Origin of the sequence: Iodidimonas sp. SYSU 1G8 (genome assembly GCF_039655775.1) — a bacterium.
GTDB lineage: Bacteria > Pseudomonadota > Alphaproteobacteria > SMXS01 > SMXS01 > RI-34.
Genome location: NZ_JBBYXJ010000001.1, coordinates 316,385 through 335,155 on the forward strand (window position 1 = coordinate 316,385; position 18,771 = coordinate 335,155).

Consider the following 18,771-nt stretch of genomic DNA (forward strand, 5'->3'; position numbering starts at 1 on the left):
AAACGCCTGCATATCAGCGTTCCACCAGGAACGGCATGCGCTTGGCTAGCTTCTTGGGCACGATCAACTGGGCGTCCTCGCGGGTGAATCCGACACGCACCAGTACGACGAGGGCGACGAGCAGGATCACGATACCCAGGATGAAATAGCCCGTGCGCCACATGCCGTTGGTCGCCGTGTAAATGGTCGCCATGATGGCGGACAGGACCAGGGCTGTTCCGATGGGGCGCAGCAGGCGGCGGTCGTAGGGCTTCAGGCCGTAGATGTAGCGGACCTCCAGGAAGCCGAGGATCGCCGAGACGTTGATGCCGCCGGCCGCGGCGATGGCGGCCGCGACCATGCTACCGCGCAGGCCGCCGCCGAACAGCTCGGGCCGGGGGATCAGGAAATAGGCGAGCAGGGCGGTGACGATGACGCCGGCCGCGGCGTTGAGAAACGGAATGCGGTATTTGCCGATCATGGCGAGGATCGAGGTCGACGGGCCCCAGGTCACTTCGAGGCTGCGGCCGATGACGAGAATGAGCAGCGCGCCGGCGCCGGCGACGAATTCGGATCCGCTCTGGCGCAGCAGCTCGTGGCGATAGCAGATCACCAGCGTCGCCATGGGAATGAAGGCGGCCACGGAAACGCGCGTGGCGAAGGCCAGCATCTCGCGCAGCTTGGCCCGTTCCTCGAGCCCGCTATTGGCGGCCGCCAGCGGCGCCAGCACGTATTCGAAGCTCTCCCGGAACACGTTGAGCACGCTGACCAGCTTGCGCGCGGCCGCATAGACGCCGGCGGCCTCGGCGCCGCGCGCACCGGGCAGCATCACGTTGAGGAAGATGACCGGCAGCCAGGAATGCCATTTCTTGGCGAAGTTGGGCAGCATCATGCTGGAAGAGTAGAACACCATCTCCTTGCCCAGGCTGGCGCCGAGGCCGGTCCGCGCGATGAGGTGCTGAAGGCCGTAATGCTTGTGCACCAGCCGGAAGGCGAAGACGGCGGTGACGGCAAGGCCGATCAGGTGCGAGACGAACAGGCCGAGCGAGACGAAGCCGATCACCCAGAACAGCACGCCGAACACGAGCCGGAACCCCTGTTCGTAGAAGATCCGCACCTTCACCTCCGGGCCGAAGATGCTGCGCGCCCGGATCGCGCCCGTCGCCACCTCGATCATCGACCACAGCGGTACCGCCAACGCATAGAGCTGGATGATGAGCACCAGATGCCGGGAGTCGGCCTCGTTCGCGTTAATGATGCCCGCCAGCGCCGGCGCGAACGCCGCCATGGTGATGCCGACGAGGCAGGAGATGACCAGTGAGGTGTTGACCGCGTATTTCAGGACCCGGCCGGCGCTGACGGCGTCGGCGGTGCCCGGAATGAAGCGCTGCAGCGCCATGGTCATGCCGAAATCGGAAATGATGGCGAGCCCCTGAACGAGGCCCCAGAGCGTCATGAACAGACCGAAGGTCTGGGAACCGTACATCTGGGTGAACAGGAAGAAGCTGACGAGCTCGATCAGCGCGCCGCTGCGGCCCAGCAGCGCCAGGCCGGCGCCGCGTGCCATCACTGCCTTTGTCGATGGGCCGGGCGGCGCCGTGGACATCGATCCGCTAAGCCTCGGTGTAGAACAGGACCGAACTTCCCAGGAAGAAGAACAGCGCCAGCGGACTCCAGGCCGCGAGCACCGGCGGGATGGTGCCGAACTGGCCGATGGCGAGCAGCAGGTTGTCGACGACGAAATAGCTGAAGCCGAAGGCGAGACCGCCGATGACGCGCAGGAACATGGTGCCTGACCGCTGCAGGCCGAACGCCGCCATGGCGCCCAGCAGCGGCATCAGGATCGTACCCAGCGGGCCCGCGACCTTGTGATGCAGCCACGCGGTCAGCTTGTTGGCGTTCATCCCTTCCGCCTTGAGCTGGCCGACGGCACTGGCGAGCCGGCCGATCGGCACGCTTTCCGGGTCGATGGACAGGGCGCGGAAACGGGACGGCGGGACCTTGGTGTTCCACGCGGCGCGCGGAACGGTCTCGACCTTGGTCTGATCGACCCAGAAGCGGGTGACGTCGAACATGGTCCATTGCCCGTTGGAATAGGCGGCGAAATTGGCCGAGGTGATTTCAACGATCTTGCCGGCGTCGTCCAGCTTGTACAGCGTCACCTTGTCGAGGATGGTGCCGTCGCGTGTCACCGCCTGCACCCTGATCCGGGTATTGCCCTCGATCGCCCAGGCGTCGGCCTTGGCTGGTGGCAGATCGACGGCGCCGACCGCGAAACCGCTCGCCTGCCAGCGCTCGAACTCCTCGTTGGACTGGGTGACGATGGTCTCGTTCATGGTGAAATGGAAGATCGCGACGACGGCGCAGACGCCCATCATGGGGAAGATGATGCGGAACGAGGACAATCCCGCCGACTGCATGACCGCGACCTCGCTGCTCTGGGCCAGGGTCGTGCAGGTCAACAGGGTCGCGAGCAGGGCCGAGAAGCCGACCACGGTCGACACCATCTGGGGAAAGCGCAACACGGTGAAGCGCCAGATGGATTCCATGCCCGCGCCCGCTGGCGCCAGCACGTCGCCGCTCTGCGACAGAACATCGAGAGCCTGCATGATCAGGGCGATACCGAACAGCAGCAGCAGGAACCGGACGAGAAATGCCTTGGCGATGTATTCCAGCAGTACCGGAACAGACAGGCGGCTCTGTTGCAATCGGGTCATGCGCCACGGGCCTCCGCGTCATCTTCCGAACGCCGGAAGAAGCTGATTTTCTGGATGTTCTCGATGAGGAACTCCCACCCGTTCTCGATCCATGCCAGCGGCCTGGCGCCAACCCTGTGAGCGGTGGTGTGGAAGAAGAAGAACGACAGTGCGGTAAAGCCGATGAAGGGAAGGAAAAGGTTCAGCAATGTGGAGCCATCGCCCAGTCCGGCGGCCGCGGTGCCAAACTCCAGGGTCTTGTGCAGGGTCAGCAACAGGATCACGCCGACGACGAGGCCGAGTTGCTTCTGCTGGCGTTTGGGGCCGACGCCGAGGCCAACCGCCATGAAAGGCAGCACCAGAATGGTCAGCGAACGCAACAGTCGGTCATAAAAGGCCGAGAGATAGGTCTGCGCCTCTCGCGGCTTCTGCGAGGTATGGGATTCCGACCAGAGCTCCGGCAGGGTCATTTCCCGTTCCTTGTCGCCGCGTTGACGGAACTCGGTGATCTTGGGCATCTCGAACGGATAATCGTGCTGCTTGAACGTGAACACGCGCGGCGCGGGCTTGTTGGGCTCCACGTCCACGATGGTGCCATCGCGAAGACGCATCAGGACGGTCGATCCATCCGGCGTGGCGAGAAACGATCCCTCGCGGGCCGTGATGGTGGTGACCCGCCCATCCGAACGCTCCTTCTGCGCGAAGATTCCTTCGAGTTTCTGGCCGCCATCATAGGCCCGCTCGATCCGCAGGGTGAACCCGTCGCCCAGATCGCTGTACTCACCCGGCCGGATCGACGTCCCGAACGCGCCGGACGTCAGGTCGAACAGCAGGCTCTGATAGGAGTAGAAACTGCGCGGCTGGATGTAGCCCAGTAGGGCCACGTTTACGGCCATCAGCGCCAAGGCGAGGCACAGCGGCGCGCGCATCAGGCGGAAGAGACCCATGCCGCCAGCCTGCATGCCCTCGAGCTCATTGGAGTTGGATAGCTTACGGAACGCCAGAAGGACGCCGAGGAGGAAGCCGAGGGGCAGGGCCAGTCCGATATATTGTGGGATCAGGTTGCCCAGCATGCGGAACACGACGCCGACCGGGCCGCCCTGATTGGCCACCATGTCGAACAGGCGCAGCATCTTCTCGAGCAGCAGCAGCATGGCGGAGACGCCGATGGTCATCAGCAGCGGGGTCATGACCTGACGCAGGATGTAAACATCGACTTTCTTGAACACGGCCGGGAACCCTTTCAGCGGATCCAGATAGATATACCAGCGATGCAGGGCCATGCGATCACGCGGCAGCGGTTCAAGTAAAGAGACGCAGGGCGTGATTGCAATCGAATTCTGCAAACCAACATTTGGGAGAGAGCTCCAGGAGCACTACATCAACGCGTCGCCCGCGAAGTTGGTTGCGACGCGAGCCGAAAGGCAACGAGGAGAACAATGTTGACGATATCCAACGCGCGGCGCGGTGGCCTGATGGTCGCCCTGGGCCTTGTCGCTGTCCTGGCGGGCAGTCCTGCGGTCCATGCCGAGGCCGAGTTTGAAAAGGCTCCCATCCCGGAGCACCTCAAGGGCATGCACCTGTCGGGCCGCGCGCTCGAGCTGGTCGCGGGCCGCATCGATCCGTCTCGTCCGCTGGGATACTGCGATCCGGCCAACCAGCAGCCGGAGATCCGGGTGATCGTCCCCAACCTGCGCAACGGCAAGGGTAATCTCAGGCTCAGCCTCCATAGCGATGATCCTTCCGAGTGGGTCGGCAAGAAGAAGGGCGGCAAGCTGATACGGTTCGACGTGCCCGCCGTCGCCGGTCGCATGGAAGTGTGCATGCCGCTGCCCTACGGCAATGGAACCTATGCCGTCGGCATCTATCACGACGAAAACGCCGACGGAAAATACGGCTTTACCAGTGAAGGTTACGGGTTCTCCAACAACGCCAAGGCCGGGCTCTTCGGTCCCGCCTCCCACAAGGATGCCGCGTTCAAGACCCACGCCACTAGAACGGACGTGAAGATTGACCTCCGCTACTGACCCCCTTGAGGGCCTCGTAACAGGATAGTGAGTGTCTTGCCGTTTGACCGGCGGCGGTTTGATGCATAAGTTCTGCGGCTTTCCAGCGCCTCAGGGGAAGGGTCCCGGTGACTCTCGACGAAATCGGTGTCATCAGCAATCCGGGCAGCACCCGGATGAACAAGGAACTCAAGGTCTTTCGCCGCGCGGTGGAGTCCTATCCCGGACTGTCGTATCGGGAACTGGCATCGATCGACGACATGCCTTCGATCCTGGCCGATTTCGCCGCCAAGGGTGTGCGGATGGTCATTCTCAGTGGCGGTGACGGCACGCTCCAGGCGGGCATGACCGCGCTGATCACTCATGATCCTTTCCCCGATCCCCCATTGATGGCGATCCTGCCGGGCGGACGCACCAACATGGTCGCCGAGGCGCTCGGGATGTTCGGCTCGCCCGACGATTGCCTGCGGGATGTGGTGGATGGCGCGCTGAAAGGGCCGCGCGGCCTGAAGACCGTGGACCTGCCGTTCATCCGGATGGAACTGACCCCGGGCGCGCCGCCGGTTTACGGTGCGTTCTTCGGCGCGGCCACCATCGTCCGGGGGATCGAGTTCTGCCGCCGTGTGGTGTACCCGCTGGGCCTGCCCAATTTCCTGTCGCATACCGTGGCGATCATCTGGCTGATCCTGCTGGCGATCCTGCCGTTCAAGAGCCGCAATTCGCCCATGCGGCGCGACCCCATGTTCGTCAATTTCGGTGACTCCACCCCGGAATCCAAGGCGTACATGATCGTGCTGGTCACGACCCTGAACCGGCTGATCCTGGGCCTGTCGGCCGCCTCGAACGTGGGCGAGGGATCGCTGCGCTACACGAGCATCGAATACAATCTGTGGGCCGTGTTGCGCGCGGCGCGCACCTTCCTGTTCGGCCGGCCCTCGACCAAGCTGGTGCGCGGCCTCGTGCGCCGCCGCATGTACAGCGTGGAAATTCGGACCGGCAGCCCGGTCACGCTGGATGGCGAATTTTTCCATCCCGATCCGGCATTGCCGGTTCGCCTCGAGGCGACCGAAGCGTTCCGCTTCGTCCGGCTGGACGACGAATGACGTCCGAGCACGCGGAAGTCCGGACCGTGATGGGCCGTATCCGCGACGAGTTGGGGCAGCCGCTGTTTCCCGCCGCCGATGCCGCCGCCCGGGATTTGCGCGACCGGCATGCGGGCACCGCCGCGATTCTGTTCTATGGCTCCTGTCTGCGGGCGGGCACGGACGAGGACAAGATCCTCGATTTCTACATCCTGGCGGATGATCTGGCCGCCGCGAATGGCAGCGGCGTCCTCGGCTATTTCAACCGGGTGCTGCCGCCAAACGTGTTCTATCGCGAAACCCCGTTCGAGGGCCGTGTCGTCCGCAGCAAATACGCGCTGATGTCCGTGGACGGATTCCGGGCCGCCATGCAGGCGGATCATCTGAATCCCACCTTCTGGGCCCGGTTCGCGCAGCCCTGCGCCATCGCGTGGACACGGGACACGGCGGTCGAGGACGTGATCGTCCGGTCGGTGTCGCAGGCCGTGGTCACGGCCGTGCGCAGCGCCGTGCCGGTGCATCCTTCGCCATTCACGGCGGATGAATTGTGGTCCCACCTGTTTCAGATGACCTATGGCGCCGAGCTGCGTTCGGAGAACGCCGCGACCAAGGGCGGCGAAATCTTTCGCGAGTACGCGGAGCGCTATCGGGCCCTGACCGGTCCGGCGTTGCGGGCCGGGGGCTTCGAGGCGCAGGATGATGGCGGCGTGTTCCGTGTCGAGGTGCCGTCGTCCCATATCCGCGCGGAAGCACGGCGCTGGCGCTGGCGGCGCGTGCAGGGCAAGACGCTCAGCGTCCTACGCCTGCTCAAGGGCGCTTTCACCTTCTCCGGCGGGCTCGATTATCTGGCATGGAAGATCCGGCGCCATTCGGGCGTCGAGATCGACATCGCGCCGTGGCAGCGGCGGCATCCCGTGATCGGCGGTCTCGTCCTGATGCTGCGCACCCGCAAGAGCGGGGCGTACCGGTAGCGGATCAGGCCGCCGGCTTGCTCAGCACGCTGTTGGAACGGGCAAGCCGCTCGAACGTATCGACCACCTTGGCGATTTGCTCTGGCGTATGCGCGGCGCTCAGGCTGCAGCGAAGCAGGTTGAGGCCTTGCGGCGTTGCCGGCGGCATCGCCAGGTTGACGTAGACGCCGTTGATCAGCAGCTGTTCCCAAAGACGCACCGCCATGTCGCGGTCGTCGATCTTCACCGCGACCACCGGGCTGACATCGGCGCCCAGATTGAAGCCGGCGCGGCTCAGGCCGTCATGCAGCTGCGTGGCATTACGCCACAGCTTCTCGCGGTGCTGCGGCTCGGACTTCAGGATTTCGACCGCCTGAAGCGCCGAGGCGACGACCGACGGCGGCAACGAGGCCGTGAACATGTAGGGGCGGGCGGCAAGGCGGAGAATTTCGAACTTGGGATGGTTCGACACGCAGTAGCCGCCGATGGTGCCGACGCTCTTGCTGAAGGTGCCGACGACGAATTCCACGTCGTCCATCACGCCGGCTTCCTGCACGACGCCGCATCCGGTGTCGCCGAACACGCCGATGGAATGGGCCTCGTCGACCATCAGCGAGGCGCCGTACTTGTTCTTGACCGCGACCAGTTCCTTCATGGGCGCCTTGTCGCCCAGCATGGAATACAGGCCTTCGACGATGATCAGCACGTTGCCGCCATCCGTCCCGAGGCGGCGCAGGCGCTTGTCCAGATCGTCGGGGTCGTTGTGCTTGAAACGCACGATCGTCGCGCCCGACATGGTGCAGGCGTCGTAAATGCTGGCGTGGCTGTCGGCGTCCAGCAGGATCACGTCATCCTTGCCGGCGATGGTGCCGATGGTGGCCATGTTGGCCAGGAAGCCGGTGCTGAAGACCATGCAATGGTCCGTGCCATAAAGGCCGGCGATCGCGGCCTCCAGCGCCTTGTGGCCCGTGTAGGTGCCATTGAGCACGCGTGAGCCCGTCGTGCCGGTACCGGCGGCGTCCAGCGCCGCGTGCGCGGCCGCGATGCAGCGCGGATCGAAGGTCAGGCCGAGATAGTTGTTGGTGCCGGCCAGGATGGTGCGCCGGCCCTCGATCATCGCCTCGGTGGGCGAGAGAATCTCCTCCATCACCACGTCGACGGGGCTTGCGTGTTCGATCACGATGCTCTGGCGCATCCGGATCATCGGCTCGAATTTGTCGAACAGATCAGCCATGGGCGGTTTCCGATCCTTACTTCTTTTCGATCAGCGTATCGACGGCATCCACGACCTGTCCGACCGTTTCCAGATCGGGCAGCATGTTCAGCGGGATGATGATGTCGAAATGGTCTTCCATCTCGGCAACGAAATCCATCACGGTCAGCGAGTCCCATTCCAGGTCGGTGGCGAACGTCGTCTCCGGAGTCACCGCGACGCCTTTCTTGTTATACGGCGCGATCAGGGTGCGGATGTCGTCCAGCGCGTTGCTCATGAATGGTCGGCCTTGCGTTCTTGTCTCCGAAGCGCGGGTTATAGCATTGGTGCGGAATGAAGCCCAACCCACGATTGCCGTCAGGGCAGGTCTCCGCTGGCTTCATACCAGCGCCGTGTGTCGGGCAGGCCGCGCTCGGCGTCGATCAAGGCGCGCCAGCCGCAGGCCTCCAATGTCCGGTCGCGGCACACCCAGTCGGGAAAGGACAACTCACGTGCCTTGCCGGGGGTCAGCATGGGGACGCCCCCGGTCAGCATGCTGGCGATCCTGACCATGCCGCCGACGCTGCCCAGGGCGATGGGCGGCAGAAACAGCGGCCTGTGCCATCCGGGGCGTCCGGCGATCAGCGCCAGCACGTCCACCAAGGCATATCCGCCGTCCTTGCCGTCATGCACGTCGGCGGTCTTGCCGGAAAGGCCTGGCAGGCGGAGGGCGGCCTCGAGAGCGCCGGCCAGATCGAGAACGTGGATGAGGGAGCTGCGATGCCGTGGACTGCCGGGCAGGAGCGGCCGCCGCGTCGCCGCCGCCTTGAAGAACACCAGTGTCTCGCGATCGCCCGGCCCATAGACGGCCGGCGGACGCAGGATGGTCCAGTCCAGCCCCTCTGTCCGTGTCAGCAGATCCTCGGCGGCGGCCTTGCTGGCGGCATAGGCCGACAGATGCCGCTCGCGCGCCGCCAGGGACGACAGGTAAACAAACTTGACCGGCCGACCGGCCAGGGCGGCGATCAGGCGGCGGGTGCCGTCCACATTCACGTCAAAGAAATCGGCGTCGCGCCGGGCCTTGATGAGGCCGGCCACGTGAATGACCGCGTCCGTGTCATCGACAAGGGCGGCAAGCGCGCGGTCCTGGGTAAGATCGCCCTCGACCCAGCGCACGCCGTCTCGTGCCGGCATGGCGCGGCGGGTGAGGGCGCTGACGCTGTATCCCTGGCCAACCAGGTGATCGAGGGTATGGCCGCCGACAAAGCCGGTCGCGCCGGTGAGCGCGACCCGTTTGCCGCGGGGGTCCAAGGTGCTTATTGGCCCGCTGCCGCTTTCAGGGGCAGCGCGTCTTCCCAAGGATAGGGATCGCTGCCGTCCAGCGGCTCGAGCAGGCCGGACATGTAGTTGGCCCGGGCCTTCACGCGGCTGAGCTTGCCGGACGACGTCCGGGGCAGGCTGCGCGGCTTCACCAGCACGACGCGGCACGCGATGCCCACTTCCTTCTGGATGCGTCGCTTGATCTCGGCCACCAGGCGCCCGCGTTCGTCGGCCTCGCCGACGCGGGGCTGGACCAGGATCAGGGCGACTTCCTCGTTATCGCGTCCCGGCACTGAGATGGCGGCGCTGTCGCCCGAGCGCAGGCCTTCGATCTGCTCCACGGTCCATTCGATGTCCTGCGGCCAGTGATTGCGGCCATTCAGGATAATCAGGTCCTTGGCGCGGCCGATGATGTAGAGCGACTCGCCAATCATGTAACCCATGTCGCCGGTGTCGAGCCATCCGGCTTCGTCCAGTACGTTACGCGTGCCTTCCGGGTCCATGAAATAGCCGGACATGACCGACGGCCCGCGGACATAGATCTTGCCCACATGGCGTTCGCCGACGGTTTCACCTTCCTCGTTGCGGATCTGCAGGTCGTATTCCGGCAGCGGCACGCCACAGTTGACGACTTCGCGGGTCTTGACCGTGCGGTTGGTCGGCGGCGCGGCGCGGTGTTCGAGCGACAACAGGCCCTCGTCGACCTCGTCGATGACGATCCCCTGACCGACGGGCATGAAGCTGACCGCCAGCGTGCATTCGGCCAGGCCGTAGCTGGGCAGGAAGGCCTTTTCGTTGAAGCCAGCCGGGGCGAAGGTCTCGGCGAATTCGCGCATGGAATCGGCGCGGATCATCTCGGCGCCCAGGCCGGCGATGCGCCACGCGCTGAGATCGAGACCGGCCACCGCTTCCGGCTTCACGCGGCGCGCGCACAACTCGTAGCCGAAGGTGGGGCTGTAGGTGACGGTGGACCGGTTCCGGCTCATCAGCTCCAGCCACAGCATGGGCCGGCGGGCGAAGAACTCGGTCGGCAGATAATCCGCCGACACCTGGATGGTCACCAGGGTCAGCATGGCGCCGACGAGGCCCATGTCGTGGTAGAAGGGCAGCCAGGACATCATCCGGTCGCCCTCGCGCACCCCGACGCCATGGACGCCATTGCCGCGGCAATTGGACATCACCGAGGTCTGGGTCACGGCGACGCCGTGAGGAAACCGGGTGCTGCCGGAAGAATATTGCAGATAGCAGATATCACCCGGACCCTGCGGCGTCAGGGCGGGATTGCCCTCGGGCATGGTGTTCAGGTCTTCGCTCGAGACCACCAGCGCGAGGTTGAGGCCTTCGGCGGCCTGAAACAGCAGGTCGGCCATCGCCGCCGGGGCGATGGCGGCGGTGGCGTGGCAGCTGATCATCTGCTTGTTGAGCTGTTCCACATAGCCATCCTTGCCGCCGAACGAGGTCGGCAGCGGCAGGGGAACCGGCAGCAGGCCAGCATACTGGCAGCCGAAGAACGCGGCGATGAAATCGGAGGTGGTATCTGCAATGAGCGCGACCCTGGATCCGCGCTCGATCCCCGCCGTGATCAGGCGCCGGGCAATACCAAGCGACCGGTCGCGCAAGTCGGCGAAGGTCAGGACATCGACCAGGGTGCCGCGTGCGGAATAGAAATTGAAACCGCGTATGCCGCGCGCAGCATAGTCCAGCGCGTCGAGCAACGTTGCAAAGTCGGCCTTGCGACGTGGCAGGCCGGGATCATCCGTCGGTGTTGGTGTCAGCATATTGGCTGTATTCGGTCTTCCTCAGTCCGCCACTGTCTTTCGCCCCGGGGAGTGATCCTTCCCGAAAGCTCTAGCCTTCCCACCGTTTCGCCCAAGTCCACAGACGCCGAAAAGACTAGCTCATTTTTAGGCGTCGGGGCTTCAAAAATTTGACATAGTCGAAGCATAGCGACGGATTGGGCGCCGGTACTTAAGGGGAATCCGCTGGAAAGGCAAGAGTCTAAGAAGCGCGCGGCGCGCGAGAAGGGGCCTCGCGAGCGTCCCGCGCCGCGTCCGGCCAGCGAAGCGTGGCTCGACAGGGCGGCGGTGCACTACCTGTCGCGCTTCGCGTCCAGCATCGCCAATTTCAAGGCGGTGATGTGGCGCAAGATCGAACGGCGCGGCCTGCCCGAGAGCATCAGCGAGGCCGAGGCGCGCCGCTGGGTGGACCGGCTGGCGGAGCGCTTCACGGCTCTGGGCTTGCTGGACGATGCGGCGTTCGCGCAGGGACGGGCGCGTTCGCTGCTGCGGCGCGGGCGCCCGTCACGCCGTATCCAGGCCACGCTCGTCGCGGCGGGCCTGCCGCCGGAAGCGGCGGCGGACGCGGTCGAGGGGCTGGCCGAGCAGACGAATGATGTGGATCTGGACGCCGCGCTTGCGTTCGCCCGCCGCAAGCGGGTCGGACCCTATGCGCGTTCGCCGGCGGCGCCGGAGCGGCGGCAGAAGGATCTGGCGGCGTTCGCCCGGGCGGGCTTTTCCTTCCAGATGGCGCGGCGCATTCTCGACATGGCGCCGGACGAAGAGGAGATCCGATGAATTCCACCCTGGTCATGCATGCATCGTCACGGGCGCGCGTTCTCGGCGCCCTGCTGATCGTGGCCATTGGGCTCTGGTCCGGCGCCGCGTCGGGACAGGACGGACCCGCGGGCGTGCCGCAGTCGCTGCCCCTGTCATCGCTGATGGTGGAGACGGCGGCGAAGGGCGATGTCGCGCTCAGCGTGCAGGTCGCGGACACCGACGCCGCCCGCCAGACCGGGCTGATGTTCCGGACCGAGATGCCGGAGCGGGAAGGCATGCTGTTCATTTTCCCCGAGCTGGCCCGAGTCTCGTTCTGGATGAAGAACACCTATATCCCGCTCGACCTGCTGTTCATCGGCGATGACGGGACCATTCTGCAGATCACGCGGGAGACGGAACCGTTCTCGCTGGCGCCGATCCCTTCCGAGCGCCCGGCCCGCGCCGTACTCGAGATCAATGGCGGCGCCAGCGCGCGGCTCGGCATCGCCGTCGGCGACCGGCTGAGGCATGATCTTTTCAGCAGGCCGGCCCCGCCGTCAGCGCCTCGCCCTTGAGGTGGATGCGCAGGTCGTGTATCTCCACGCCTTGACGTTTTCGGGGCGTAGCTCAGTCTGGTAGAGTGCCTGCTTTGGGAGCAGGATGTCGTCGGTTCGAATCCGGCCGCCCCGACCATCGAAAACACGCAGGACGAGCACATGCAGTCACGCATCCAGGCGCGCATCTACAAGCCGGCCAAGAACGCCATGCAGTCCGGCTGGGCGAACACCCGCAAGTGGCTTCTGGTCTATGAGGCCCAGCGCGCCAAGCGCATCGATGACCTGATGGGCTACACCAGTTCCGACGACACGCGCCGCCAGGTGAAACTGAGCTTCGATACCCTGGAAGAGGCCGTGGCCTATGCCGAAAAGCACGGGCTGGGGTATGAAGTCCAGGAGCCGCATGCCCGCAAGCTGCGCATCAAGGCCTATTCCGACAATTTCAAGTTCGCCAGGACGACCCGCTCGGCCTGACCGGCAATGGCCCCGTAGCTCAACTGGATAGAGCACCTGCCTTCTAAGCAGGATGTTGCGTGTTCGAGTCACGCCGGGGTCGCCACAATCGCAAGGGGAGCGCGATGAGTACGGGCAGCCAACTCGCCTATGTATCGATCACCGGTCCCGACAGGGTCGGCCTGATCTCGGCCGTCACCGCGCGCCTCTATGAGCTGGGCGCCGATCTGGCGGATACCAATTTCGCCGTTCTCGGCACCGGGTTCGAATTCAACGCGGTCTGCGAGGTGGCGCTCGGCACGTCGCTGGACGAGATCGCGGGCGAGCTGCGGACGCTCGAGCAGCTCGGCGAGGCCGAGGTCGCCGTCGTGCCGTTCGCCCATGCCGCCGCGCCGGCCGAGAACGCGCGCATCACCCATGTCATTGATGTGGTCGGCGGCGACCGTCCCGGCCTGATCGCGCGCCTGACCGAGGCGTTCCAGGACTACGACGGCAACATCGTGCGGATGAACTCGACCCGTCTGCCGGGCAGCGGTGGTCGTACCGACTATGTGACCCGCTTCGAGGTGAATATTCCGGCGCGCGTCGACGCGTGTCTGGCCGCCATCGACAATACGGCGCAGCAGCTTTCCTGCGTCTGCCGCTGGCAGACCGTCTGACCCGTTTTCCCAGCTCCTGATCGCGAGCGGAACCGCCGGGTTCAGGCGGCTCCGCATGCTATTGCAAATCGTTCTCATTTATCTTGACAGCCGCTTTGGCTGCTTGCATGGTGCGATCCGCAAATAGGAGTCATTCGCAGTCGCATCTATGGCCTCGAATGGCTTCCCGGCCGGATGGTAACAACCACCACGCACGCCAAGAAAGGCAACAAAATGAGGAAGTGTCTCAACCAGGGGCGGGGTCTTGTATCCCATTACGCGATCGCCGCGGCGGCGTTCGGGTTCACGGTCGCCGCGATGCCGGCGCTGGCGCAGGACGCCGCGCAGACGTCCGGAGCCCAGGTGCTCGGTCCGGTCCGGGTCGGCGGCGAGGCGGAGGCAACACAGAATACCAACCGCGCGACCACGGGGATCTCGCGCATTCCCGAAGAAGTTCAGGATATTCCCCAAGGCGTGAAGGTCATTCCGCAGGAACTGATCCGGCAGCAGGCGGCGACGACACTGGAGGAAGTGCTGCGCAACGCGCCGGGGATCACCATGATGATCGGCGAGAATGGCCAGGTCAGCGGCGACAATCTGCGCATTCGCGGTTTCGACGCACGCAGCGACGTGTTCACGGATGGCCTGCGCGACTTCGGTAACTACACGCGCGACGCGTTCAACTATGAACAGGTTTCCGTGCTTCAGGGGCCGTCCTCGTCCGCATACGGGCGGGGCACCGTCGGCGGCGCGATCGAGGCGACGACCAAGGTTCCGAACCTCATCGAGTCCTATGGCGCCACGGTCGCCGGCGGGACCGGCCCGCACTGGCGAGGCACGGCCGACGTGAATATGCCCATCGGCGAAACCGTTGGCGTGCGGCTTAACGGCATGTACACCAATTCCGAGGTGGCGGGCCGCGACCTCGTGGAATCGGAGCGCTGGGCGATCGCGCCCTCGGTCGGTGTCGGGCTCGGTACCGACACGACCTTCACGGTTTCCTATATCCACCAGGAAGATGACCGCGTGCCCGATTACGGCGTGCCGATCGTCAACGGGACGCCGGTCACGGACCAGGGCGTCAACCGCCGGAATTTCTACGGTACGACGCTGGACCGGGACGACACCGTGATCGATGTGGTGACCGCTCGCTTCAAGCATCAGGTCGGCGACTGGCTGACCCTCACCAATGATACGCGCTACGGCCGATACACCCGTGACTTCGCCGCGACGGCGGCAAATTGTCCGGCGGCGACCTGCGTGCCGGCGTTCCTCGACAATGATCCGCTGACGGTGCCGTTGTCGGGCCGCGGCGGTCCGGCGTTCGAGCTGACGACGAAAGGCTTCCAGAATCTCTCCACGGCGGTGGCGGATTTCGAGACCGGCGCCCTCAAGCACCGGCTGCTTGGCGGCATCGATTATCAGCACGAGACCACCGAGCGCCTCAACAAGGTGTATACGCCGGCGCGTCCGGCGACCTCGCTGCTCGATCCGGATCACACGCCGACCTATTCGATCGCGTACCCGACGCTCGCCAACGCCACGGCGACGACCAATGCCCTGCGCGATACGACGGCCGAAACCGTGGGCTTTTTCCTGAACGAGCGCATGTGGTTCACGCCGCAGTTCTCGATCCAGGCCGGAATGCGCTGGGAAAACTACAAGATTCGCTCGACGTCGGTCGACGTGTCGGGCACCGCGGTCACGGTCAACCGCAGCGACAATCTGTTCAGTCCGACCGCCAGCGCGATCTGGGAGCCGAGCGAGGATATCACGGTGTATTTCACCTGGGCCCAGTCCGAGCGGCCGATTTCCACCGTGGTCGCCGCCGCGCCGACGCCGATTTCGGTGACCAACAGCATCTTCCCGCCCGAGAAGTCGGAGAGCTTCGAAGTGGGCGCGAAGTTCAGCTTCCTGCAGGATGCTCTTGGTGTCGGCATCAGTGCCTTCAGCATCAAGAAGGATAACGCGCTGACCACCGACTCCACCGGGACGGAAGTGATCTCCGGCGACGCGCAGAAGGTTCAGGGCTTCGAGCTGAGCCTGTCGGGCCAGGTGACGCAGGACTGGTCGGTCTATGGCGGCTACACCTATCTGGACGCCAAGACGACGGACTCGACGACCCCGGCTGCGATCGGCTCGCGTCTCCAGAACACGCCCAAGCACGCGGCGTCGCTGTGGACGACCTACAAGCCATTGCCCGACCTGACCCTCGGCGGTGGCCTGACCTATCGGAGTCGGGTGTTCGCCAACACCACCGAGACGGCTTCGGCCAGGCCCTTTGTCAGCGTGGATGCGCTCGTGAGCTATGATTTCGGCAAGTTTACGGTCTCGCTCAATGCGAACAACCTGTTCAATCGCGTCAATTACTCCGCGATCTGGGGCAGCCGTGTCATGCCTGCCCCCAAGCGCACATTCCTGGTGACGGCGGCCGTCAACTTCTGACGTTGTCCGGCGTCATTCTTGAAGGTTAAGTGAGGGGGGAAAGGGGACGGGCCGAAGGCTCGTCCCTTCCTGCTGGAAGGGATTGCCATGCTGCTGAGAATTCCCGGGGTCCTCACGGCCGAAGAGGTCGCCCATGTGGTGTCCGTGCTTTCGGCGACGGAATGGGTCGACGGCCGTATCACCGCCGGGCAGCAGGCGGCGCGCGCCAAGCATAACCTTCAGGTCCCTGAAGCCGCGCCGGAAGCACGGCAGCTGGCGGATCTCGTGCTGAGGGCCATGGGGCGGAATGCGCTGTTCAATTCCGCGGCGCTGCCGCTGCGACTGGTACCGCCGTTATTCAACCGATACGACGCGGGCATGCGGTTCGACGATCACGTGGACAGCGCGCTACGTTTCGTGGCCAACGCCTCCATGCGCATCCGCACCGATGTATCGACCACGCTGTTTCTGACGGACCCAGAGACCTATGACGGTGGCGAACTGGTCATCCAGGACACGTTCGGCACCCAGGAAATCAAGCTGGCGGCTGGCGACGCGGTGATCTATCCGTCAACCAGCCTCCACCGGGTGAAGGAAATCACCCGGGGAAGCCGCTGGGCCTCGTTCTTCTGGACGCAGAGCCTGATCCGTTCCGATGATCAGCGACGGCTGCTGTTCGAGCTGGACAGCAACATCCAGCAGTTGTCCAGCGAGATTGGTCAGTCTCATCCCACCGTGGTTTCGCTGACCGCCAATTACCACAACCTGCTCAGGATGTGGGCGGAGATCTGAGACTAGTTAGAGGCTGCTGCCGACTGCGCCTTCATCACGTCGATCTTGGACGTCATCGCATCCAGCAGGCCCTGCATACCCTTCTGCTGCACGATCCCGCCAAACTCTTCGCGGGTGGTGATCAGCATGCTGATACCCTCGATCTTCACGTCGATGATCTTGAGGCCATTATCCATGGGGCGGACCAGCCATTCCATGGCGATGGGCTCGCCGCGACCCAGGATCTGAGAATCGACGATGGTGTCTTCCTTGGGTCCCTTGCGCTGACCCGTGACCTTCAACGTCTCCTGCTCGAAACGGGCGAGCCGCGAGGTGATGGTCCGCAGCATGTAGTCGTCGAAGATTTCCTCATACGCCTTGCGTTCGGCTTCGGTCGCCGTGCGCCAGTTGCGGCCCAGCGCCTGACGTCCCAGGAAGCCCACATCGAAGCCTTCGCTCATCATCTGGCGGAAACGCTGGTCCCGGTCGGCGCCCCTGGTCTGCGACTGGAGGAGCGATACCGTGTCGTCTGCCAGCTTTTGGACCATGGTTCCGGCCGCGGCCGACTGTGCGGCGGCGGGCAGGGAGGGCAGGGCGAAAGCAGCCACCAGAATCAGCAGCAGGCCTCTGAGTGTCTTCATCTTCTTGGTTCTCCGCAGTGTCGGGCTCGTGGGGTCACTGATAACAGTTAGAGCCGGCGCAGGCACTGTCCATCGAGAAGTGGCCAACGCCATTCCGCGCGACAAGTTCCGCCCGGTCGCCTCCGGCAAAGGCCCGCGAGCATGTCGCTTTCAGAACGAATATCCGGTACATCTGTTGGTTCGCACGCGTGTCATGGGAACGGAGCCGTCACCGGCCAATGCTCTACTTCGAACTTCTCTTCGTTGTTGCCCTCACCATCATCAACGGCGTGCTGTCCATGTCCGAATTGGCCGTGGTGTCCTCGCGGCCCGCGCGTCTCAAGGAACTGGCCAAGCGAGGGAACAAGGGCGCCCGCGCGGCCTTGAAGCTGATCGAGGAGCCCAGCCGGTTCCTTTCCAGCGTCCAGATCGGCATCACGCTCGTCGGCATTCTCGCGGGCGCGGTCAGCGGCGCCACGCTCGCCGACCGGCTGGGCGACGAATTCGACCGGTTTGTCTTTCTCCAGCCCCACGGCGATACCGTGGCGATGATCCTGGTCGTGGCGTCGATCACCTATCTGACTCTGGTCGCGGGCGAGTTGGTCCCCAAGCGCGTCGCCATGGCCAATCCGGAACGGATCGCTGTCATCGTCGCAAGGCCCATGCAGTTCGTGGCCAAGGTCGCGGCGCCGGCGGTCTGGCTGCTCAAGGAATCCACCGACTTCGTCCTGCGCATTCTGGGGCAATCCCAGATCCGCCAATCGGCGATCACCGAGGACGAGGTCAAGTCCATGATCGACGAGGGCACGCGCGAAGGCATTTTCGCGCCGCAGGAAAAGCAGATGATCGAGGGCGTCCTTCGCTTGGCCGACCGTTCGGTAATGGCGATCCTGACTCCGCGCATCGACGTCGCGTGGATCGACATCAAGGCGGACGCGGCCGCGATCCTGCACGCCGTCGAAACCAACTCCCATTCCCGGCTGCTGGTGTGTGACGGCACGGTCGATAATCCGGTCGGGTTTCTGCATACCAAGGATCTGTTGCCGCTGGCGCTGAGGGGCGCCGAGCTCGACCTGGCCCAGTTCGTCACCCCGCCCCTGATGGTGCCGGACCGGACTCCCGTGTTGCTGCTGCTTGAGCGCTTCCAGCGCGAAGGCGTGCACATGGGCGTGGTGATCGACGAATATTCCAGCCTGGAAGGCATCGTCACGGTGACGGACGTGCTGGAAGCCATCGCGGGCGAGCTTCCCGAGCGCGGCGACACATCCTCGCCCATGCTCGTCGCGCGCGAGGATGGGTCATGGCTGGTCGACGGCGCCATGCCTGTCGACGAGTTCGAGGATCGGACCGGCATCCGGCGCCTGCGCGGCAAGGGCGGCTTTCACACCATGGCCGGGTTCATGCTCAACCAGCTTGGACACCTGCCCAAATCAGGCGAGTACGTGATCTACGAAAAGCACCGCTTCGAGGTGATCGACATGGATGGTCTGCGCATCGACAAGCTGATGGTCGAGCCTCAGACGGTCGAGGAACCGAGCATCGACTGAGC

At 64.6% G+C, this 18,771-nt stretch carries 18 protein-coding genes and 2 tRNA genes; 12 read left to right on the top strand and 8 right to left on the bottom strand.

Features of this window, described 5'->3' with window-relative positions:
• Nucleotides 1-13 precede the first annotated feature (13 nt).
• Genes WJU17_RS01535 through WJU17_RS01545 form a run of 3 tightly spaced genes read right to left on the bottom strand, consistent with a single transcriptional unit; the run spans nt 14 to nt 3,958 of the window.
• Nucleotides 14-1,546: an oligosaccharide flippase family protein gene (locus WJU17_RS01535; RefSeq protein ID WP_346325586.1), complete on the bottom strand. Its 1,533-nt coding sequence runs from the start codon at nt 1,544-1,546 to the stop codon at nt 14-16.
• A 46-nt stretch (nt 1,547-1,592) separates the two neighbouring features.
• A complete protein-coding gene (gene lptG, locus WJU17_RS01540) occupies nt 1,593-2,696 on the bottom strand; it encodes an LPS export ABC transporter permease LptG (protein ID WP_346325587.1) in 1,104 nt (367 codons plus the stop codon).
• The gene (locus WJU17_RS01545; RefSeq protein WP_346325588.1) at nt 2,693-3,958 is read right to left on the bottom strand and encodes an LptF/LptG family permease; all 1,266 of its coding nucleotides are present in this window, start codon (nt 3,956-3,958) and stop codon (nt 2,693-2,695) included. Before WJU17_RS01545 ends, lptG begins: the two co-directional genes overlap by 4 nt.
• A gap of 156 nt (nt 3,959-4,114) precedes the next feature.
• Here WJU17_RS01545 and WJU17_RS01550 point away from each other — a divergent pair, with 156 nt between their 5' ends.
• The 3 genes from WJU17_RS01550 to WJU17_RS01560 all read left to right on the top strand — a co-directional run bounded on the left by WJU17_RS01550 (nt 4,115) and on the right by WJU17_RS01560 (nt 6,734).
• Complete coding sequence (locus WJU17_RS01550; protein ID WP_346325589.1) at nt 4,115-4,702, top strand: DUF2141 domain-containing protein; 588 nt, start codon at nt 4,115-4,117, stop codon at nt 4,700-4,702.
• A gap of 107 nt (nt 4,703-4,809) precedes the next feature.
• Nucleotides 4,810-5,784 (top strand): acylglycerol kinase family protein, encoded by a 975-nt coding sequence (locus tag WJU17_RS01555; protein WP_346325590.1) that lies wholly within the window; start codon nt 4,810-4,812, stop codon nt 5,782-5,784.
• Nucleotides 5,781-6,734, top strand: a complete 954-nt coding sequence (locus WJU17_RS01560) for a hypothetical protein (RefSeq protein ID WP_346325591.1) — start codon at nt 5,781-5,783, stop codon at nt 6,732-6,734. Before WJU17_RS01555 ends, WJU17_RS01560 begins: the two co-directional genes overlap by 4 nt.
• Nucleotides 6,735-6,738: 4 nt before the next feature.
• Here WJU17_RS01560 and WJU17_RS01565 read toward each other — a convergent pair whose 3' ends face one another.
• The 4 genes from WJU17_RS01565 to WJU17_RS01580 all read right to left on the bottom strand — a co-directional run bounded on the left by WJU17_RS01565 (nt 6,739) and on the right by WJU17_RS01580 (nt 11,003).
• Complete coding sequence (locus tag WJU17_RS01565) at nt 6,739-7,947, bottom strand: aminotransferase class I/II-fold pyridoxal phosphate-dependent enzyme (RefSeq protein WP_346325592.1); 1,209 nt, start codon at nt 7,945-7,947, stop codon at nt 6,739-6,741.
• 16 nt (nt 7,948-7,963) lie between these two features.
• Complete coding sequence (locus WJU17_RS01570) at nt 7,964-8,203, bottom strand: acyl carrier protein (RefSeq protein ID WP_346325593.1); 240 nt, start codon at nt 8,201-8,203, stop codon at nt 7,964-7,966.
• 80 nt (nt 8,204-8,283) lie between these two features.
• Nucleotides 8,284-9,216, bottom strand: coding sequence for an NAD-dependent epimerase/dehydratase family protein (locus WJU17_RS01575; protein WP_346325594.1), 933 nt, complete (start codon nt 9,214-9,216; stop codon nt 8,284-8,286).
• Nucleotides 9,217-9,221: 5 nt separating this feature from the next.
• A complete protein-coding gene (locus tag WJU17_RS01580) occupies nt 9,222-11,003 on the bottom strand; it encodes a fatty acyl-AMP ligase (RefSeq protein WP_346325595.1) in 1,782 nt (593 codons plus the stop codon).
• Between the two features lie 306 nt (nt 11,004-11,309).
• Here WJU17_RS01580 and WJU17_RS01585 point away from each other — a divergent pair, with 306 nt between their 5' ends.
• From WJU17_RS01585 to WJU17_RS01620, 8 genes are all read left to right on the top strand, one after another.
• Entirely contained in the window at nt 11,310-11,798 is a 489-nt protein-coding gene (locus WJU17_RS01585) for a RecX family transcriptional regulator (RefSeq protein ID WP_346325596.1), read from the top strand.
• The gene (locus WJU17_RS01590; RefSeq protein WP_346325597.1) at nt 11,795-12,334 is read left to right on the top strand and encodes a DUF192 domain-containing protein; all 540 of its coding nucleotides are present in this window, start codon (nt 11,795-11,797) and stop codon (nt 12,332-12,334) included. The genes WJU17_RS01585 and WJU17_RS01590 overlap by 4 nt, the downstream gene beginning before the upstream one ends.
• Nucleotides 12,335-12,375: 41 nt before the next feature.
• Nucleotides 12,376-12,452: transfer RNA gene (locus tag WJU17_RS01595), tRNA-Pro, on the top strand.
• Nucleotides 12,453-12,475: 23 nt separating this feature from the next.
• Entirely contained in the window at nt 12,476-12,790 is a 315-nt protein-coding gene (locus WJU17_RS01600; RefSeq protein ID WP_346325598.1) for an ETC complex I subunit, read from the top strand.
• An 8-nt stretch (nt 12,791-12,798) separates the two neighbouring features.
• Nucleotides 12,799-12,875: transfer RNA gene (locus tag WJU17_RS01605), tRNA-Arg, on the top strand.
• Between the two features lie 19 nt (nt 12,876-12,894).
• On the top strand, nt 12,895-13,428 hold the full coding sequence (locus WJU17_RS01610; RefSeq protein ID WP_346325599.1) for an ACT domain-containing protein: 534 nt from the start codon (nt 12,895-12,897) through the stop codon (nt 13,426-13,428).
• A gap of 213 nt (nt 13,429-13,641) precedes the next feature.
• Complete coding sequence (locus WJU17_RS01615; protein ID WP_346325600.1) at nt 13,642-15,852, top strand: TonB-dependent siderophore receptor; 2,211 nt, start codon at nt 13,642-13,644, stop codon at nt 15,850-15,852.
• Between the two features lie 87 nt (nt 15,853-15,939).
• Nucleotides 15,940-16,623 (top strand): Fe2+-dependent dioxygenase, encoded by a 684-nt coding sequence (locus tag WJU17_RS01620; protein WP_346325601.1) that lies wholly within the window; start codon nt 15,940-15,942, stop codon nt 16,621-16,623.
• Between the two features lie 2 nt (nt 16,624-16,625).
• Here the strand turns inward: WJU17_RS01620 and WJU17_RS01625 are convergent, their stop codons facing one another.
• On the bottom strand, nt 16,626-17,243 hold the full coding sequence (locus WJU17_RS01625) for an ABC transporter substrate-binding protein (protein WP_346325602.1): 618 nt from the start codon (nt 17,241-17,243) through the stop codon (nt 16,626-16,628).
• Between the two features lie 218 nt (nt 17,244-17,461).
• Between WJU17_RS01625 and WJU17_RS01630 the strand changes: the two genes are divergently transcribed.
• Complete coding sequence (locus WJU17_RS01630; RefSeq protein ID WP_346325603.1) at nt 17,462-18,769, top strand: hemolysin family protein; 1,308 nt, start codon at nt 17,462-17,464, stop codon at nt 18,767-18,769.
• Nucleotides 18,770-18,771 lie beyond the last annotated feature (2 nt).

Coding starts and splice junctions, on each gene's coding strand:
- WJU17_RS01545 (WP_346325588.1), bottom strand. CDS start 3,958: ATGGCCCTGCATCGCTGGTATATCTATCTGGATCCGCTGAAAGGGTTC.
- WJU17_RS01610 (WP_346325599.1), top strand. CDS start 12,895: ATGAGTACGGGCAGCCAACTCGCCTATGTATCGATCACCGGTCCCGAC.
- WJU17_RS01535 (WP_346325586.1), bottom strand. CDS start 1,546: ATGGCACGCGGCGCCGGCCTGGCGCTGCTGGGCCGCAGCGGCGCGCTG.
- WJU17_RS01565 (WP_346325592.1), bottom strand. CDS start 7,947: ATGGCTGATCTGTTCGACAAATTCGAGCCGATGATCCGGATGCGCCAG.
- WJU17_RS01615 (WP_346325600.1), top strand. CDS start 13,642: ATGAGGAAGTGTCTCAACCAGGGGCGGGGTCTTGTATCCCATTACGCG.
- WJU17_RS01590 (WP_346325597.1), top strand. CDS start 11,795: ATGAATTCCACCCTGGTCATGCATGCATCGTCACGGGCGCGCGTTCTC.
- WJU17_RS01600 (WP_346325598.1), top strand. CDS start 12,476: ATGCAGTCACGCATCCAGGCGCGCATCTACAAGCCGGCCAAGAACGCC.
- WJU17_RS01570 (WP_346325593.1), bottom strand. CDS start 8,203: ATGAGCAACGCGCTGGACGACATCCGCACCCTGATCGCGCCGTATAAC.
- WJU17_RS01630 (WP_346325603.1), top strand. CDS start 17,462: ATGCTCTACTTCGAACTTCTCTTCGTTGTTGCCCTCACCATCATCAAC.
- WJU17_RS01580 (WP_346325595.1), bottom strand. CDS start 11,003: ATGCTGACACCAACACCGACGGATGATCCCGGCCTGCCACGTCGCAAG.
- WJU17_RS01550 (WP_346325589.1), top strand. CDS start 4,115: ATGTTGACGATATCCAACGCGCGGCGCGGTGGCCTGATGGTCGCCCTG.
- WJU17_RS01560 (WP_346325591.1), top strand. CDS start 5,781: ATGACGTCCGAGCACGCGGAAGTCCGGACCGTGATGGGCCGTATCCGC.
- lptG (WP_346325587.1), bottom strand. CDS start 2,696: ATGACCCGATTGCAACAGAGCCGCCTGTCTGTTCCGGTACTGCTGGAA.
- WJU17_RS01625 (WP_346325602.1), bottom strand. CDS start 17,243: ATGAAGACACTCAGAGGCCTGCTGCTGATTCTGGTGGCTGCTTTCGCC.
- WJU17_RS01620 (WP_346325601.1), top strand. CDS start 15,940: ATGCTGCTGAGAATTCCCGGGGTCCTCACGGCCGAAGAGGTCGCCCAT.